This window comes from Candidatus Manganitrophaceae bacterium (genome assembly GCA_016200325.1).
GTDB lineage: Bacteria > Nitrospirota > Nitrospiria > SBBL01 > Manganitrophaceae > Manganitrophus.
In genome coordinates, this window is the sequence record JACQEZ010000004.1 from 44,442 (window position 1) to 60,967 (window position 16,526).

General features: G+C 55.2%; 20 protein-coding genes, 2 tRNA genes and 1 other RNA gene. 8 read left to right on the plus strand and 15 right to left on the minus strand.

Annotated elements, in window-relative coordinates; genetic code table 11:
* Window position 1: 1 nt before the first annotated feature.
* Together HY282_02960 and meaB are read left to right on the plus strand one after the other, a co-directional pair.
* Window positions 2–1,141: an acyl-CoA dehydrogenase family protein gene (locus HY282_02960; GenBank protein MBI3802706.1), complete on the plus strand. Its 1,140-nt coding sequence runs from the start codon at window positions 2–4 to the stop codon at window positions 1,139–1,141.
* Window positions 1,138–2,073: a methylmalonyl Co-A mutase-associated GTPase MeaB gene (gene meaB, locus HY282_02965; GenBank protein ID MBI3802707.1), complete on the plus strand. Its 936-nt coding sequence runs from the start codon at window positions 1,138–1,140 to the stop codon at window positions 2,071–2,073. Before HY282_02960 ends, meaB begins: the two co-directional genes overlap by 4 nt.
* Here the strand turns inward: meaB and HY282_02970 are convergent.
* The 15 genes from HY282_02970 to HY282_03040 form a co-directional block, all read right to left on the minus strand.
* A complete protein-coding gene (locus HY282_02970) occupies window positions 2,048–2,635 on the minus strand; it encodes a GTPase domain-containing protein (GenBank protein ID MBI3802708.1) in 588 nt (195 codons plus the stop codon). The genes meaB and HY282_02970 overlap by 26 nt on opposite strands.
* An 89-nt stretch (window positions 2,636–2,724) precedes the next feature.
* Complete coding sequence (locus tag HY282_02975) at window positions 2,725–3,216, minus strand: roadblock/LC7 domain-containing protein (GenBank protein MBI3802709.1); 492 nt, start codon at window positions 3,214–3,216, stop codon at window positions 2,725–2,727.
* 121 nt (window positions 3,217–3,337) lie between these two features.
* Window positions 3,338–3,598, minus strand: coding sequence for a hypothetical protein (locus tag HY282_02980; GenBank protein MBI3802710.1), 261 nt, complete (start codon window positions 3,596–3,598; stop codon window positions 3,338–3,340).
* 101 nt (window positions 3,599–3,699) lie between these two features.
* The gene (locus tag HY282_02985) at window positions 3,700–3,912 is read right to left on the minus strand and encodes a pyruvate ferredoxin oxidoreductase (GenBank protein MBI3802711.1); all 213 of its coding nucleotides are present in this window, start codon (window positions 3,910–3,912) and stop codon (window positions 3,700–3,702) included.
* A 22-nt stretch (window positions 3,913–3,934) separates the two neighbouring features.
* Window positions 3,935–4,621: a 2-oxoacid:acceptor oxidoreductase family protein gene (locus HY282_02990; protein ID MBI3802712.1), complete on the minus strand. Its 687-nt coding sequence runs from the start codon at window positions 4,619–4,621 to the stop codon at window positions 3,935–3,937.
* A 10-nt stretch (window positions 4,622–4,631) separates the two neighbouring features.
* Complete coding sequence (locus HY282_02995; GenBank protein ID MBI3802713.1) at window positions 4,632–5,519, minus strand: ferredoxin oxidoreductase; 888 nt, start codon at window positions 5,517–5,519, stop codon at window positions 4,632–4,634.
* A complete protein-coding gene (locus HY282_03000; GenBank protein ID MBI3802714.1) occupies window positions 5,512–6,711 on the minus strand; it encodes a ferredoxin oxidoreductase in 1,200 nt (399 codons plus the stop codon). The genes HY282_02995 and HY282_03000 overlap by 8 nt, the downstream gene beginning before the upstream one ends.
* A gap of 53 nt (window positions 6,712–6,764) precedes the next feature.
* Window positions 6,765–7,391, minus strand: coding sequence for a carbon monoxide dehydrogenase (locus HY282_03005; protein ID MBI3802715.1), 627 nt, complete (start codon window positions 7,389–7,391; stop codon window positions 6,765–6,767).
* Window positions 7,392–7,587: 196 nt separating this feature from the next.
* On the minus strand, window positions 7,588–8,187 hold the full coding sequence (gene recR / locus HY282_03010) for a recombination protein RecR (protein ID MBI3802716.1): 600 nt from the start codon (window positions 8,185–8,187) through the stop codon (window positions 7,588–7,590).
* An 84-nt stretch (window positions 8,188–8,271) separates the two neighbouring features.
* Window positions 8,272–8,592 carry a YbaB/EbfC family nucleoid-associated protein gene (locus HY282_03015; protein ID MBI3802717.1) on the minus strand — a complete coding sequence of 107 codons (321 nt, stop codon included), beginning with the start codon at window positions 8,590–8,592 and terminating at the stop codon, window positions 8,272–8,274.
* A 24-nt stretch (window positions 8,593–8,616) separates the two neighbouring features.
* The gene (dnaX, locus tag HY282_03020; protein MBI3802718.1) at window positions 8,617–10,299 is read right to left on the minus strand and encodes a DNA polymerase III subunit gamma/tau; all 1,683 of its coding nucleotides are present in this window, start codon (window positions 10,297–10,299) and stop codon (window positions 8,617–8,619) included.
* A gap of 85 nt (window positions 10,300–10,384) precedes the next feature.
* Window positions 10,385–10,484: signal recognition particle sRNA small type (gene ffs, locus HY282_03025), an RNA gene on the minus strand.
* A gap of 35 nt (window positions 10,485–10,519) precedes the next feature.
* Window positions 10,520–10,612: transfer RNA gene (locus HY282_03030), tRNA-Ser, on the minus strand.
* A 79-nt stretch (window positions 10,613–10,691) separates the two neighbouring features.
* Window positions 10,692–10,783: transfer RNA gene (locus tag HY282_03035), tRNA-Ser, on the minus strand.
* Between the two features lie 64 nt (window positions 10,784–10,847).
* A complete protein-coding gene (locus HY282_03040) occupies window positions 10,848–11,351 on the minus strand; it encodes a nucleoside deaminase (GenBank protein MBI3802719.1) in 504 nt (167 codons plus the stop codon).
* Window positions 11,352–11,516: 165 nt separating this feature from the next.
* On the opposite strand from HY282_03040, the gene HY282_03045 reads away from it, so the two are divergent.
* The 6 genes from HY282_03045 to HY282_03070 all read left to right on the plus strand — a co-directional run bounded on the left by HY282_03045 (window position 11,517) and on the right by HY282_03070 (window position 16,476).
* The gene (locus HY282_03045; protein ID MBI3802720.1) at window positions 11,517–12,134 is read left to right on the plus strand and encodes a hypothetical protein; all 618 of its coding nucleotides are present in this window, start codon (window positions 11,517–11,519) and stop codon (window positions 12,132–12,134) included.
* Window positions 12,131–12,727 carry a VanZ family protein gene (locus HY282_03050; protein ID MBI3802721.1) on the plus strand — a complete coding sequence of 199 codons (597 nt, stop codon included), beginning with the start codon at window positions 12,131–12,133 and terminating at the stop codon, window positions 12,725–12,727. The genes HY282_03045 and HY282_03050 overlap by 4 nt, the downstream gene beginning before the upstream one ends.
* The gene (locus HY282_03055; GenBank protein ID MBI3802722.1) at window positions 12,711–13,457 is read left to right on the plus strand and encodes a ComF family protein; all 747 of its coding nucleotides are present in this window, start codon (window positions 12,711–12,713) and stop codon (window positions 13,455–13,457) included. The genes HY282_03050 and HY282_03055 overlap by 17 nt, the downstream gene beginning before the upstream one ends.
* Window positions 13,458–13,654: 197 nt before the next feature.
* Complete coding sequence (locus HY282_03060) at window positions 13,655–14,077, plus strand: hypothetical protein (protein MBI3802723.1); 423 nt, start codon at window positions 13,655–13,657, stop codon at window positions 14,075–14,077.
* 33 nt (window positions 14,078–14,110) lie between these two features.
* Entirely contained in the window at window positions 14,111–15,892 is a 1,782-nt protein-coding gene (locus tag HY282_03065) for an ABC transporter ATP-binding protein (GenBank protein ID MBI3802724.1), read from the plus strand.
* Window positions 15,893–15,999: 107 nt separating this feature from the next.
* The gene (locus tag HY282_03070; protein MBI3802725.1) at window positions 16,000–16,476 is read left to right on the plus strand and encodes a YbaK/EbsC family protein; all 477 of its coding nucleotides are present in this window, start codon (window positions 16,000–16,002) and stop codon (window positions 16,474–16,476) included.
* Window positions 16,477–16,526 lie beyond the last annotated feature (50 nt).

Sequence of the window (16,526 nt, forward strand, 5' to 3'; positions counted from 1 at the left end):
GATCGATTTCGACCTCACCGAAGAGCAGCAACTGCTTCAACAGACGGTTCGGGAGTTTGCCGCCGCCGAGATCGCGCCGGGGGCGGCGGAGCGGGATGAGACGATGCGCTTTCCGCACGAGCTGATCCCCAAGATGGCGGCGCTGAAGCTCTTCGGCGTTGCCATTCCGGAAGAGTATGGCGGGGCGGGGCTCGGGGCGATGGAGATGGCGATCGTCATGGAAGAGGTCGCCCGGCAGGACGGCGCGATGGCGTTGATTGTCGCCTCGCACAACTCCCTCTGCACGATGCACCTCTATCGCTTCGGAAATGAGGCGCAACGCCGGCGCCATGTTGCTCCGCTCGCACGGGGAGAAAAGCTCGGAGCGTGGGCGCTGACCGAGCCGGGATCGGGCTCCGACGCCGCCGCGATGCAAACGACCGCGGTGTTGGAAGGGGATCACTGGGTCCTCAATGGAAGCAAGCTTTTTATCACGCAGGGATCGACCGCCGGAGTGTATCTGATCACCGCCGCCACCGATCGGAACCGGGGCGCCCTCGGCATCTCCGCCTTTGTCGTGGAGCGGGACACCCCCGGCCTGGTGGTCGGAAAGATCGAGAAAAAACTCGGCGTCCGCGCCTCGGATACCGCCGCCCTTCATTTCGATCGGCTGCAGGTTCCGAAGGAAAATCTGGTCGGAACGCTCCATCACGGCTTTCAGGATGTCCTCCAGATTTTAGACGGCGGACGGATCGGGATCGGCGCGATGGCGGTCGGACTCGCCCGCGCAGCGATGGAAGATTCAATCAAATATGCCAAAGAGCGAGCTCAGTTCGGACATCCGATCGGCGATTTTCAGGCGATCCAATGGAAGCTCTCCGACATGGCGACCGAAATTGAGGCGGCGCGGCTCCTGATCTATCGCGCCGCCCTCTTGAAAGATGCCGGGGAAGCGTACAAGCAGGCGGCGTCGGAGGCGAAGCTCTTCGCATCGGAGGTCGCGATGAGGGCGACGACGCAGGCGATCCAAATTCATGGCGGCTCCGGCTACCTGAAAGATTATCCGGTCGAGCGATACTTTCGGGATGCCAAGCTGTGCGAGATCGGCGAGGGGACGTCGGAGATCCAGAGACAGATCATCGCAAAGGGACTTCTCTCGTGACCGATCGACGGACCGATCGATCGGCGTCTATTCGATCCATCCTCAAAGGAAATGTCCGCGCGGCCTCTCAACTTCTCACCCTTGTCCAAAATCAAAGCTCCTCGGCCCGCCCCATACTTAAAGCCTTATTTCCCCACACCGGCAAGGCGCGTCTTATCGGGATCACCGGTCCGGCCGGCGCTGGAAAAAGCACACTGATCAATCAATTGATCACCGCCTTCCGGGAAAAAAAGCAATCGGTCGGGGTGCTGGCCGTCGATCCGACCAGTCCCTTCTCGGGGGGCGCCCTTCTGGGAGACCGTCTCCGGATGCAGCCGCACTTTCTCGACCGGGATGTTTTTATCCGAAGCCTCGCGACACGCGGCGCGTGGGGCGGGCTCAGTCCGGCCCTCTTTGAGGCGATCCATGTCCTCGACGCGATGGGAAAAGAGATCATTTTAATTGAGACGGTCGGCGTCGGGCAAGACGAGGTGGAAATTGCGCGGCTGGCCGATGTCGTCGTGTTGGTCTTGGCCCCCGGCATGGGGGATGAGGTGCAGATGATGAAGGCGGGGCTCCTGGAGATCGGCGATGCGGTGGTCGTCAATAAGGGAGATCTCAAAGAGGCGCGGTGGCTTTATCATCAACTCAAAGAGACCCTTTCGGACCGGCCGCTGCTGCGGGTGATCGCCGACCGGGGGGAGGGTATTCCGGCTTTGATCACCGAAATTGAAAAGCAGCTGGAGACCGAGCCTGCGCCGGCACGGCGGCGGGGCTTTGTCCGGGAGGAGCTCCGCACCCTTTTAAGAGAGCATCTTGGGAATGTAATCGATCAGGTTTCTTTTAATGAGAAAGAGATTGAATCGGTTTTACTTCGGAGGCGAGATCCGTATCGTCTGATCCGCTCCTGGATAAAAAGAAGCGGGGTTAAGACTTTTTCTTCAACTCCATGATCACCATTTTTGCCAGCTCTTTCAACGTATCGAAAACCCCTTTGCCGGTCGCAGCAACCCCTTCAAAAGAAGGAACCCCCCGTGGATTGAGGACGCGATTCAGCTCCTCTACCGGAACGACATTCGGGAGGTCCCGCTTGTTATATTGAATGACAAAGGGCATCGCATCGAGGTTCAGTCCTTGGTCTTTCAGGTTCTTTCGCAGGTTTTCCAAACTTTCGATGTTGGCTTCCATCCGCTCCACTTGAGAGTCGGCGACGAAGATCACACCGTCCACCCCCCGCAGAATCAGCTTGCGGCTCGCATCGTAAAAGACTTGGCCCGGCACGGTATAAAGATGAAAGCGGACCTTAAATCCTTTGATGTTGCCGAGTGCCAGTGGAAGAAAATCGAAGAAGAGGGTCCGCTCCGTTTCGGTGGCCAGCGAGATCATCTTCCCCTTGCTGTCGGGATTGGTCTTCTTATAAATATAGATGAGGTTCGTCGTCTTGCCGCAGAGCCCCGGACCGTAGTAAACGATCTTGCAGTTGATCTCACGGGCTGAATAGTTGATGAACGACATCTAATCGTTACTCCATCGAAGAGGCCACGGTCCTGTCGCGTGGCATGCGATCTTCCCCTGAGCCGCTTGGCCGGCCCCGTTTGGGTAAATCATCCGAACAATCGGTCGATATCATCTTCCGTAATTTCTGAGAAGGGCGAATGACTATTCCGCGTCTCTTTTTCTTTATCGGCTTTGTCGATCAGCTTTGCGAAAATCTGCGAGAGCGCCTCGGAGCTCTTTTTGACCCTCAGTCGGACCAACCCCAAGGAGGAACGTTGATCGAAGATCACCACCAGAATCACCCGTTGCCCGATCAAAGAGATGTGGATGTTGTCTCGCTCCCCCTCATGAAAGAGGATCGAGAATTCTCGTTCGCCCAAGAGTTTGGCCATCCCGCCGGTGGCGGCAATATTCCCGGCGGTCAGAGAAGCCAATGAGGTCGTGTCGAGATTTTGGGTCTCGCCGACGCTCGCAATCAGTTGTCCATTTTTATCGACGAGAAAGGTGACCTTGGCGTTCGCGAGTTGGTGCAGCTTTGACAGCTCCGCATCAATCTGCTTAAATTCTTCTTCATACATGACCAAGCCGGTATCCGCCATCGGTCTATCCTGGGGAGGTGCGCCTTTTGGGAAGCACTTTATTTTATACCACGGAGTCCGCGTTTGCGCAATGTGAGGAGACCGTATGAGGAAAATTAAAGGGAGGAGAACATGCGGGGGATTATCTCTCGATGATGATCGACTCGTCATCATCCGGCTCAGCCCCTTCGGTCTGCGCCAACTTCGCGATATAATGGTTGGCCCAGGAAAGATAGATACCGCTGGCATCTTTCATCGCGAGGGCACCTTTCACCAACTGCTGGAGCTCTTCCTCATCCTTCCCTTGCTGTCTCATCTCCTCGATCTTATCTTCGAACTGCTGATTTAGACCCTGCATCGCTTGAATCACATTTGCGAGCGCTTGCTCGACATTGTTCGACATCGACTCCTCCTTAATAAATGGAAACACGCAACCTGAACGCGATCATAACAAAAGGCCCCACCGCTGACAAGCGATGGGGCCTTTTAATTTAAAAATTAACCTTATCGATGAACCAATCGGATGGCATTGTGCTTCGCAGCGGAGCAGACCACCACGCAAAGCTCGCATCCCTTGCATCGCTGCTCGACGACCACCGCCACCTTTTTTGTTTTATCAAAAAGAATCGTATCGGCCTCGGGACAATACATGATGCAGAGTCGGCATCCCTTATGGGCCACACACGCTTCGTCAACTACTTCAGCAACAGCATACATTACTTAACTCTCCTCCTCGAACTTAGACCAACATGGGGGTCTTAATCGTTTCAGCCCAAGCGACACCGAGATCGAAACCCCGTCGAATCGTATCCATATTCTTCGCCAAGAGCTGCTCTTTCTTGGCAAACTTCTTCTTGATCGCCTCATCCAATGTGGCCGTTCCCCCGGAGGCGACATACTTTTTACCGAACCGATCTTGCAGCGCCGCTTCCATCGCTTCCATGGCGACAATCTTGGTCGCTCCCATTAAGGCGCCGAGCATGCTCATGTTGGTGGCCAACTCGGTCCCTGCAATTTCAACCGCCAGGGTCGTTGCGGGAACATAAAAGATCGGAACATTCATCTTGTCTAAAAAGCCGAGGTCATCATTTGAAAGAGGAAGCGGCTCATCCGAGTTGATCATTAGAATACCGCCCGCTTTAATCCCCGAGTAGAAAGGCATTGTGTAACACTTTCCGAGGGTGATCACCTGGGGATGGAAGACCATGATGACATCGGGATAGACCAACTCGCCCCGATCGTAGATTCGCTCACCGGCAATCCGCACATAGCTTTCGGCGGGGGCCATTCTCTTCTCGGCCCCGAAGAAGGGATTCGAAATCGCATGCTTCCCTTCCTTGGAGGCGGCGGTCGCCAGAACATGGGCTGAGGTCACAACCCCTTGTCCTCCCAATCCGGACATTCGTATGTTGACGCGCTTTCTCATGGCTGACTCCTTAGGCCTGCGAGGGTATCGCCGCCGGTTTCTTTTCCTTTTCCAAGCTGGCCAAATAGGCTTTCGCTTCCTCGGAGATATATTCCTTAAAGGCGAAGCGCTCATTCGGACCTTCGGAATCCCGCATCTCTTGGAGACCCTCCATCGCCTGCTTTCCAATCTCAAGAATACAGGGGGTGTAGAGCTGGATGTAGGTCGGGCCGACCTCGCGGGCGATCAGAATGCCCTGGCGAATCGCCTTTTCAACCCGATTCGGCTTGCTGACGGTGAGGGTCGCCACATAGTGGCATCCCGACTCCTCGGCAATCTCCGGAAGGCGAACCTTGTCGAATTTCTTTCCGGCCGGCGCCATCTTGGAGACGAACCCCTTCTGCATCAGTCCGCTTTCCTGTCCACCGGTATTGGCATAGAGCTCATTGTCGAAACAGATCGTCAGAAACTTCTCTTGGCGGAACCAGGACTGAAGGGTCATGTCGAGACCGATGTCCACCGTGGCACCATCTCCGGCCAAGACCACCACATCTTTCACCTTGCCGGGAAAGCGGTAGGCCAGCGCTCGCTTCAGACCCGATGCGACGGCATTTTGGTTTCCGAACAGAGAATGGATGTTGTGAACCGCTACATGGGGGAAAACCAAGCTGGTACATCCGGTCGAGCCGACCATGACGGTGTCTTCCGGGTTCGGGAGACAGGCCATGACATAACGGAAGGCGATCGATTCCGGGCACCCTGCGCAGAGCGAGTGTTCTTCAATTAACTCTTTTGCAATACCGACATCTTTCCAGCCGCGCCCTTCTTTTCCGTATGTCGCGCTATCGACCAGCTCACGATATTCGGGAGGCATGATGTCATAAAACTCATCACAAATTTTGATCTTCTCCTTACCCATGGACAACCTCCTTTTTACCAGCAAGAACCTTCTTGATCTCTTCCACAATCACCTCAGGGGGCATCGTCATTCCGCCCGCCACATGCGGTCCATCAATCACCCGGTGGTTGTCGGGGATCACCGCCTTAATCTCACGCGCCATCCAGCCGACCACATTGAACTCCGGCACAAAGATCAGCTTGGCATTCTTCGTCGCCTGACGGATCTCTTCATGAGGGAAGGGGCGGAGTGTCTTTACCTTCACAATACCGACACGGATCCCCTCCTCCGCCAAGAGACGAATCGCTTCCCGCCCCTGGGCAACGGCGGTTCCGGACGAAACGATCAGGATCTCCGCATCGCTGTTCTCTTCCTCAATCAATCCTCCGATAAGACGGATCGTATGCTTCCGGGAGCGTTCGATGGCGGCCCGAATTTCTTGCTGCCAACTGGCGTGAGTCGCATAGCTGATGTAGTTGCTCTTCATGACGAAAGGATCACGCATCATCCGAACCGGGGGAACTTCCATATCCATGCAGGGAACCGGAGAGCGGTATGGGTTGTAAGGAGGAAGCGCGATATCCGCAGAGGGGATCATCACCATATCTTTGGTATGGCTGACGAAGAAGCCGTCGATCACGATCGCGATCGGAAGATGGACATCCGGTTCCTCGGCAACGATATAACCTTTCAGAAGATAATCGAGGAGTTCTTGGGCGGTCTCGGCATGCCAGATCAGCATCCCGGTATCGAGAATCATCCCCAGCTCAAGGGTATCCGGCTGAATATTTAAAGGAGAGTTGATACCGCGGACCATCACGTTGATCAGAATCGGGAGACGGGATCCGGCCCACATCGGAAAGTTTTCATAGGCGCGGAGGGTTCCCGGCCCGGAGGTGGTGGTAAAGACGCGGGCACCGCCGAAAGAGGCTCCGGCGCACTGCGACATCACGGCAAATTCACTCTCTCCCCGGAAGTAGTCTCCGACGTAGCCTTCAACATAAAGATCGCCGACCATCGCCGCCGCTTCGCTCTGTGGGGTAATCGGGTAGGCGACAGAAATATCGACGCTCGCCCGACGGATCGCCTCACGGACGACCTCGCTCCCGGTCATAAAATGTTGCTGCCGTGGAGCCTCAAAAAAGAGATATTCCGGGTCAACGATTTTCTGGCCCTTCTTATTAATTGTACCGATTACCGAATTCGCTTCCATATTGGTCCCCTCCTAAAATTAGGATTTAGGGTCTGCAACTCGCCCACATTCGCTTAAGCCTTTGAAACAGCCACTCCGCTCGGGCTGGCATAAACACCGGATGCCTTCGCCTTTCGAACCGCCTCTGTAAACTTCCAGATCTTCTCCGGTGTTGCATCCCGGAAGGTGAGCATCGCATCTTCATGACCCGCCTGCGCACACATCGCGACCGTGTAGCAGTTCGTCCCACCCCGAATAATTTTTAAAGAGAGGTTCGCCTGATGACAATGGACACCGACAAACATACAGACGTCGATCTTATTATGCCATATAGTTAAATTGGGATGATTGGGGTTGATCTCGACTTCAGGATTGATCTTTGGATACTTCGGCCGATAGTCCGGCATCGGGATAAGCAAAGCGCCGGGATTGTGCGACTTAAGTTCATCATAAAGGGCTTTGATGGCGGTTGCTTTTTTTGCGGCCTTTTCGTTCCAATTCCAAAGAACCAATGGACCCGGGAAGATCGTCGGCACCTTGGCCATCAAAAATTGCTTCGCAGCCTCATCCATTGCGATGTCTTCATGAACGATATCGCCATGGATAAGCGCCTGGCCCGGATCCGGCAGGACAACGCCCGCACAGGCAGCAGAAGGAGGTAAGAAGGCTTCGGGACCAGGTAAGACGCGATACTTTGGCATCGACAGAACTCCCTTCGAGACTCAATGAACCATATGATTAAACGAGGCTTTTCAAGGCACTCCAGAAGAAAAGACCGAAGGCTTTCAGCTGGCCTTTTCAACGCTCAATTAGCTAAATTCTCTTGAAATAACAAGATAATTGCTAAAAGGGTATGTCAAAAGATAGCATACCCCCTCTGATCTCGTCAAGGGAATTTTATGAAATTTCGCGTCTTCCTTCGAGTGATTTGGCAAGGGTCACCTCATCGGCATATTCTAAATCGACACCGACCGGAATGCCGCAGGCGATCCGGGTGACCTTGATATGAAGTGGCTTAATAAGACGGGTAAGATATATGGCGGTCGCTTCGCCTTCTATGTTCGGATTGGTGGCGATGATGACCTCCGAAATTCCCCCCTTTTCAAGCCGTTCGATGAGATTACGGATGGTGAGATCGGCTCCATTCGAGCCGGAGAGGGGCGAGACCGCTCCCAATAAGACATGGTAGAGCCCTTTGTACTCTCCCGTCCGTTCAATTGCGTAGAGGGTGCTCGGCTCTTCCACCACCAGAACCTTTTGCGCATCCCGGTTGGGGCTAGCACAAATGGTACAGATTTCCCCTTCCGCAATGTTATTGCAAATTTTACAGAAAGTGAGGAGATCCTTCACATCGATAATGGCCCGGCCGATTTTTTTTGCCTCTTCCGTCGGCATCTTTAAGATATAAAAAGCCATCCGCTGAGCCGACTTTCTCCCCACACTGGGAAGCTCCATCAGCTGCTCAATCAAATATGCAAACTTTCCTTTTTGATCCATCATCACTTAAGTAAAATAAACGGGAACAACACGCCCCCTTTTGATGCCAGGGGACAAAAGCATCTTAACCATTAAACGGGCCGATTAAAATAATCCGGGGATGTTTAACCCACCGGTCATCCCCTTCATCTCCTCCGCCATGAGCTCCTGGCTCTTCCGGAGTCCTTCATTTACCGCCGCCACGATCAGGTCCTGGAGCATTTCAACATCACCCGATTTAACCACTTCCGGATCGATGGTCAAAGAGAGGAGCTGCTGTTTGCCGCTCACCTTTGCCGTCACCATCCCTCCGCCGGAGGAGGCCTCGACCGTTTTTTTAGCCGCCTCTTCTTGCAGCTTCGCCATCCGCTCCTGAAGGGCCTGCGCCTGTCTCATGATATCGCCGAGCATTTTTTTATTCGACATGATGACTCCTACCCAAGTGTCCTCTTAACCTCCCTGCTTGGTCTCAATCACCTCTCCACCCAGGAGACGCAAGGCCTCTTGAACCAGAGGATGGGACGGGGCCGGATCATTCGACCTTTTCTTCTCAGAAAAGGGAACAGCCCTCGCTTTGGCCCCTTGAAGGTCGATTAACTCCAACGCCATTTCTTTCTGGAAGTGGCCTTTTAATGAAGCGCCCACGAGTTTTTGATTTTCTTCTTTCTGGATAAGCGGAATTAAAAATGACTCCGAATATCCTATTTTAATCCTTTGGTCACTGATTTCCAAGAGGGTTCCCTGCTCAAGATAGGAGCCGAGACTCGGACGCTTCTCCTTCATCTCTAAAACTACTTTTCTCCAAAGCGCACTTTTATCGGGATCGGTCTCCCGCGTCGCTCCCGCAACATCCGGAGCCCCTTTCTGCGGGAGCGGTTTTTCGGCGGGCGACTTCTTCTCAATCGTCTTGATTGGAGCGGCCGTCTTAAATGGAGCGGCCGCCTCCGGCATCCTCGACGACAGTCCCGGCTCCGCCGTACTCGTATTACTACCCCCCAGCGCCTGCAGTCGATCGAGAATCTCTTCGATCGGTTGAAGATGGGAGAGGGCGATCGCCTTCATCAAGGCAACCTCAAAGAGAAGATGCGGATGCGACGCGGAGCGGATCTCCGCCTGCAAACGGGCGAATAAAGAAAAAAGACGCTGCAAGTCATCGATCGAAAAAAGGGCCGCCTCCGCGCGGATCTCCTCGATCTCTTCTCGGGGAAGATCGATCCACCCCTCCGCCTCCCCGAGATGTTGCACGATAATCAGATGGCGCAGATGCTCCAGCCAATCGGCCAAGAACTGCCGAAGATCATATCCTTTATCGGCGATCTCCTTCGCCAGTTCAAGGGCCCCCTCGGCATTCCGCTCGTGAATCGCCCGGACCAACGCATGAAATCGCGCCTCGCCGATCCGGCCCAAAAGGGTGAAGAGGTCCTCCTCCTTGACCTCCTGTCCGCCATAGGCGATCGCTTGATCGAGCAAGCTCAAGGCATCCCGCATACTCCCCTCGGACGCCTTTGCAATCAGCACCAAACCCCGTTCGCTGAATTGGACCTTCCGATCTTCGGTGACGCGGCGCAGTTGCGCGATGATCTCCTGACGGGAGATCCGGCGGAAAACAAAATGCTGGCAGCGGGACAGAATCGTCGCAGGAATCTTGTGCGATTCGGTCGTGGCAAAGACGAAGACTAGATGGGGCGGCGGCTCTTCCAGCGTCTTGAGAAGCGCGTTGAAGGCGGCGTTCGAGAGCATATGGACTTCATCGATGATGTAGATCTTGTATTTGCCCCCCAGCGGGAGGTATTTGACCTTCTCGCGGAGCTCGCGGACATCATCCACGCCGGTATTCGACGCGCCGTCGATTTCCACCACATCGACCGCGCGCCCTTCGGTGATCTCTTTACAGGAGTCGCATCGGTTACAGGGGCTCGCTCCTTGCGGGGTGGGACAATTGAGGGCTTTGGCCAAGAGCCGGGCCATCGTGGTCTTTCCGACCCCCCGGATCCCGGAAAAGAGATAGGCCTGCGCGACCCTTCTCTTTTGGACGGCGTTCATCAGGGTGGTCGCGACATGATGCTGTCCGATCACCTCCTCAAAGGTTTGAGGCCGCCATTTTCTCGCCGAGACTTGATATGGATTCGCCATTCCGTGTCCTTCGATAGCTCATTGGGCAATCGCTTATGGTGAAAAAGGGATGGAACCATCTCCTTGGGAAAGGTGCACTCGATGGAGAGACCAGGTGAACCTGCGGCACATAGGAGGGCCCATTTACCGTTGCTTCCTTCCGGACCTGGCGGGGTTCATAGGTTCCTATTGCACAGGGCCCGGTCCCTCCATCGAATGCATCTTACATTGAAAGCTGAATTGGCGGAGAGAGGGGGATTTGAACCCCCGAGGCAGCTTTTGACCGCCTACACGATTTCCAGTCGTGCTCCTTCAGCCGCTCGGACATCTCTCCGTAAATAAAAACGTTCAGCAATCAGCCGACCCCTTAAGCGTTCCGAGCGGACGGCTGCGTGCTGATGGCTGTGTTAACCTGGCGGAGAGAGAGGGATTCGAACCCCCGGTGGGGTTACCCCCACATCTGATTTCGAGTCAGACGCCTTCAACCGGACTCGGCCATCTCTCCATAAACCTGCTGTTCACGCTGACTGCTGTCTCGGCTTTAGGTCGTACCGGGAATCTCCGGGAATCTAATTGATCGCCCGTTCCGATCGCAAGCGGGAGAAAAAAAGATGAAGCAACCGCTCGGACTCTGCTGCAAGAAGACCGCCGATCACCTCTATCCGGTGATTGAACCGAGGCTCGCGCACCACCTCCAGCACAGAGCCGCAGGCCCCCGCCTTTAGATCGGCCGCGCCGTAGACCAGACGCTGAATGCGCGCTTGAATTAAAGCACCGGCACACATTGCGCAAGGCTCCAGCGTTACATAGAGGGTTCCGCCCAGTCGCCAGCGACCCAGTTTTTCCGCCGTCCGTCGGATCGCAAGCATCTCGGCATGTGCCGTCGGATCGTGCCGGCGCTCTTTCAAGTTATAGGCGCTGACGACAACCCCCTCCCCGCAAACCAACACAGCCCCGACCGGCACCTCTCCCTCGGCCGCGGCCGACTCCGCCGCGCTCAAGGCGATCCGCATGAACCGCTCATCCTGCTCGGTCGGGGAGACATGCGCATAAGGCTGGACCGTGGAGATCATTCGACCGATTCTAGGGAATTCAGCCACGCTTGTCAAGGTTACATTGGCTTATCTTCGACATTCCGCTACGGGGAAAGACAAAACATCAATCGGTCAAAAACTTGCCCGATTTTCACAATTACTGTATAGTACGTTGAACCATTATGACGAAGAGGGACACCGACCTTGGGCTGGCTCCAGAAGCTGCTTCAGCGAACACCAACCCCCAAAAATCCGGCCGTAAAAACCCTTTACCGGACAGACAAAAAGCTCGATTCAAAGACCGAGGAGATCATCAACCGCCTTCCCCAACTGGGAGACACGATCCGCCAGGGAGCCGAATACCTCTATCATAAAGTTTTGCAGGAGCAGATCGGCCATTACGATACCCGGTTTGGAAGCAATATCTCGAAACAGATCGATGACACGAAGCAATCGGCGATCTTGAAGAAACTGACCGGCTTTATGCTCGTCGCCTTCTTCAACCAACTTTCGGAGCTCTATCCCGACTCCCCGGTTCCTTCCGGGCTCACCGATGCCCTTCACTACGAGATCTATCAAGCGCTTCCGGCAAAAGGAAGTTTCGTCGATTACCTCACCTACCGCAACCCCAATTTTGAGGACCCGCGGCTCGCTCCGGCGTTTAAATTTGGAAACGACATCGCTGAGATCATGCAGACGCTCGATCTCTCCTTTTCCTTCATGATCTCGCAGCAGTCGCCCGTGATTATGGAAATCTCTCAAAAACTGATCCGGCTGGTCCTCTTCGATGAACCGATCGAGGCCGCCCCGTCGGCGTCATGAAGTACTATATCGGTCCAATCGTCTGGATGGGATTGATCTTTATCTTTTCTACCGATGCCGGCTCGATGGTCCATACCAACTCGGTGTTGGTTCCGATCATTAAATTGATCTCGCCCGAAATTTCAAGAAAAAACCTGGTCACCACACTGATTGTCATCCGGAAGATCGCCCATATCGTCGAATACACCGTCCTCTCCCTCCTGTGGCTTTATGCCATCCAACGGGGAAGACCGGGTTGGTCGCGTCAAGCCGCCCTGGGGGCGCTCGCGATCTGCGTTATTTATGCAAGCCTCGATGAATTCCACCAATCGTTCGTCGCCTCACGCACCGCCAGCGTCATGGATGTCGGATTCGATTCGTTAGGCGCCCTCATCGGCCAGGCTGTCTGGGCATTCTCCCATACCAAAATCCGCTTGACGGTCCGGGCAAAATTCTTTGGATGGTGGTGCGCCTGGGGAATTTTCTCGACCATTATGGTGTTGATCGTCCTCAAAGGAGGCGCCCTCTCTTTCGGAAAGATGCTCCTCCTCATCTTCAGCATCGGCATCCTCTCCGGCGCGGCGGGGGTCTTTTACTATGTTCGGCATCGGTGATCGTTTTAACACGGTCGTTCAGCGACTCCTCAACCTCCTCTACCCCCACGTCTGCTTTCACTGCACCCTCCCAATCACCGGCGCCGCCACGGCGCTTCCTTTCTGCGCTTCCTGTTGGGGAGGCGTTCGGCTCCTCTCCGGACCGCACTGTCCGGTCTGCGCCATCCCCTTCCCCTCCGGGTCGGCCCTGTCCCACAGCCCCGATCACCGATGCGGGGAATGTCGCGACGCCCCTCCCCCATTTACGCAGGCCATCACCCCTTTTGCCTATGAAGGCGCCCTCGCCGAAGCGATCCAGCGCTTCAAATATCGAAGGCAGACGACCCTCGCCCTTCCGCTGGCGACCCTTCTTCTGGAGTGCCTCGACCCTGTTTCATTCGACCAAATTGCCGCCGTTCCGCTTCATCCCTCCCGACTTCGCGCCCGCGAATTCAATCAATCTCTGCTGATTGCAAGGCAGGTGGCCCTCCGTCTGAAGAAACCCCTTTTGATCGATCTGATGGAGCGCACCCGTGAGACGCCGCCCCAGGTCGGTCTCTCCAAAAAAGAGCGTGATGAAAATGTCCGACGGGCTTTTCGCATCATCAATCCCGCTCCGATTCAAGGAAAACGGGTGCTCCTCCTTGACGATGTCTACACCACCGGGGCCACCTTGAAAGAGGGAGCAAAAACCCTTCTAAAAAGCGGCGCCGAAGCGGTGGTCGTCGCCGCCGTCGCACGGATGTTATAAAGGGGTCTCTACCAAGAACCCGATGAGAGGTTTTGAAATCGGATTTAGGGAACCGTGGCCGGCCATGCACAGAGACCGCCTCCGTTCTCTTGGATTTGACCTTGAATTTTTCCATCTCTTCCCCCTTGTATTTTTCCGACAACCCCGTTATGATATTCCTCCACACCGCTTCATCTATATTGATCGAAAGGCTTTTTATGCAAAACCGTATCGAGCCGCAGCTCCAGGTCGCCCGCGAGGAGGCCGATGTTCCGACCCGTGAGGCACTCGTTGAGAAGAGAGATCTCGGCGCCCTTTGGGCCGTCGGAATCGTCCTCTCCTTGATTGTTTCCCTCGCCGGCTTTGCCTGGAATCCGGCCCGCTATGAACCGGTCCAGAGCAACAGCATCGATTCGACCGAGGCACAGATCGAAAACAACCAGAACAAAATGGTCTCCGATGCCCTCAACGACGGAAGGATCGAATACCACTCCAGCATGGCCAAGGTGGTTCGACTCCGCGCCGGCTCCTATCTTTTCTTAACCGATCTCTTCAAGGCGCTCCTCTTTCCGACCCTTCCGATCACCATCCTTGGGTTGCTGATCCGAAAGACCCTCCAGCAACCGAAAGCGTCTCGGTAGACGCCGGCCTCCAGGCCGGCTGATCGCTTGCTGATGAAAACCGACTCCCCCGTCAGACGACCCGACCCTCCTTCCAAAAGACGCGATCTGCAACGCATCCTCTCCTATACCCGGCCCCACTGGGGATCGATGGCGCTCGCGACCCTTTTTCTGCTTCTCTCTTCCGTGATCAGCCTCGCCCTTCCCTGGATTGCCCGACGCGCCGTCGACGCCATTATGGTCGACCATCGGATGGTCTCGCCGCTCCTTTTGATCGGGATGATCCTCCTCTTTTTTATTCAGGCCCTCTTTTCCTTCGGGCACAACTATCTCCTCGGCGGGATCGGCCAGAAGGTCTTGATGCAGCTTCGCATCCTTCTCTTTGAACACCTTCAATCGCTCTCGCTCCCATTTTTTTCACGGCGACGCACCGGAGAGCTCCTCTCCCGGCTGACCAACGATTTGGCGGTCGTTCAAACGCTGGCGACGGAGTTGCCGGTGAATTTAATCCGGCAGGCGCTGATCCTGATCGGCGGGATCGCCATCATCCTTTATATGAACTGGCGGCTCACCTTTCTGGTTCTTCTCCTCATCCCGATCGTGGTGGCGATCGCCCGGTGGATGGGAAAGCGGCTCCGGCGGCTCTCCTTGGCGGTGCAGGACCGCCTGGCCGATACGACGACTTTGATGGAGGAGATGATTACGGGAATTCGAACGATCAAATCGTTCAGCCGCGAACGATATGAACAAGATCGCTTCAACCGACAGATGGAAAAGACGCTCTCCGTCGCCCTCGCGCGGCTTCAAATTTCGGCGGCGTTCGGGCCGGTGATGGTCTTCCTCGGCTCAAGCGCGGCGACGGCGATTCTTTGGTACGGCGCCGGCGAGATCCTCTCCGGGAAAATCACGCCGGGCGAGGTGATCGCCTTTGTCATCTACGCCATTATTATTACCGGTCCGATCGGCAGCTTCGCCCGGCTCTTCTCGCAGCTTCAAGAAGGGTTAGGATCGAGCCAGCGGGTCTTCGAAATTCTCGACACAAAGCCCGACGTCACCGATCTTCCTCTTGCCCCGCCGCTCCCGCCGATCCGAGGGGAGGTCGCTTTCAAACAGGTCTCCTTTCACTACCTTTCCGATCAGCCGGTCTTGCAGCAGATCTCCTTTAGCGTCGCGCCGGGAGAGAAGGTCGCGCTCATCGGGCCGAGCGGCGCCGGGAAGAGCACCTTGATCCACCTGCTCCACCGCTTCTACGATCCAACTTCCGGTACGATCGAGGTCGACGGACATCCGCTTCGACAGATTCAGATCAAGAGCTATTACGACCAAATTGCTTATGTTCCGCAGGAGGTGATCCTCTTCGGCGGAACGCTGCGTGAGAACATCCTCTACGGAAAGCTCGACGCCACGGAGGAGGAGCTGCTTGCTGCCTCGCGCGCAGCCCATGCTGACGCCTTCATTGCCACTTTCCCGCGGGGGTATGAAACCCGCGTCGGCGAGAAAGGGCTGACCCTCTCCGGCGGCCAGCGACAACGGATCGCCCTCGCCCGCGCCTTCTTGAAAAATCCCCGCCTGCTCATCCTGGATGAAGCAACCGCTTATCTCGACAACGAGTCGGAATTCTTCATTCAGGAAGCGTTGGAGCGATTGATGGTGGGGAAGACCACCTTCGTCATCGCCCATCGGCTGACGACCATTCAAAAAGCCGACCGGATTTTGGTTCTCAACAAGGGTCAATTGGTCGAGCAGGGAACCCACGCAACGTTGATTCAGCAGCAGGGCCTTTATTATCATCTCTACACTCTGAAAGCGGCGGAGACGCCGATACCAAACGGGTAATCCTTTATCCCCTCTTCCTGATCCAGCGCTTTTGATCAAATTCCTCGCGAGAGCGTCTCCTTGAATCATTCGGAAGGATTTCGATAATATAAAGATGAGGTGCTGTGATGAATTTAAGATTGAAGGACTATTTAGATCAGAATCAGGTCGGCTATGAGATGACGACCCATCCGGAAGCATATACTTCTCAAGAGGTCGCGGCTTCGCTCCACAAATCGGGAAAGCAGCTTGCGAAGGTCGTGATTCTCTGGGCGGGGGAGCAGCTCGTCATGTGTATTCTGCCGGCGAATGAATTGATCGATATTGGTCGCCTTGAGACGATCGTCGGCAGCAAACAGATCCGGATGGCGACTGAAGTCGATTTTAAAGAACGGTTCTCCGACTGTGAGGTCGGAGCGATGCCGCCTTTCGGTAATCTTTATGGCATTCCGGTCTTTCTGGACGAGCGTCTGGTGCAATATGACCGATTCTATTTCCAGGCGGGACGCCATACGGAGACGGTCATGATGTCGATGGACGATTACAGGCGGCTTGTCTCTCCCAAGATTGCGCTGTTTGGAAGGCCCAGACCCAAAGCGGCTTAAGGCTTAACTTAAAGCTTAAATGGACGACCTCTTTATTTTTTCTTTATCTC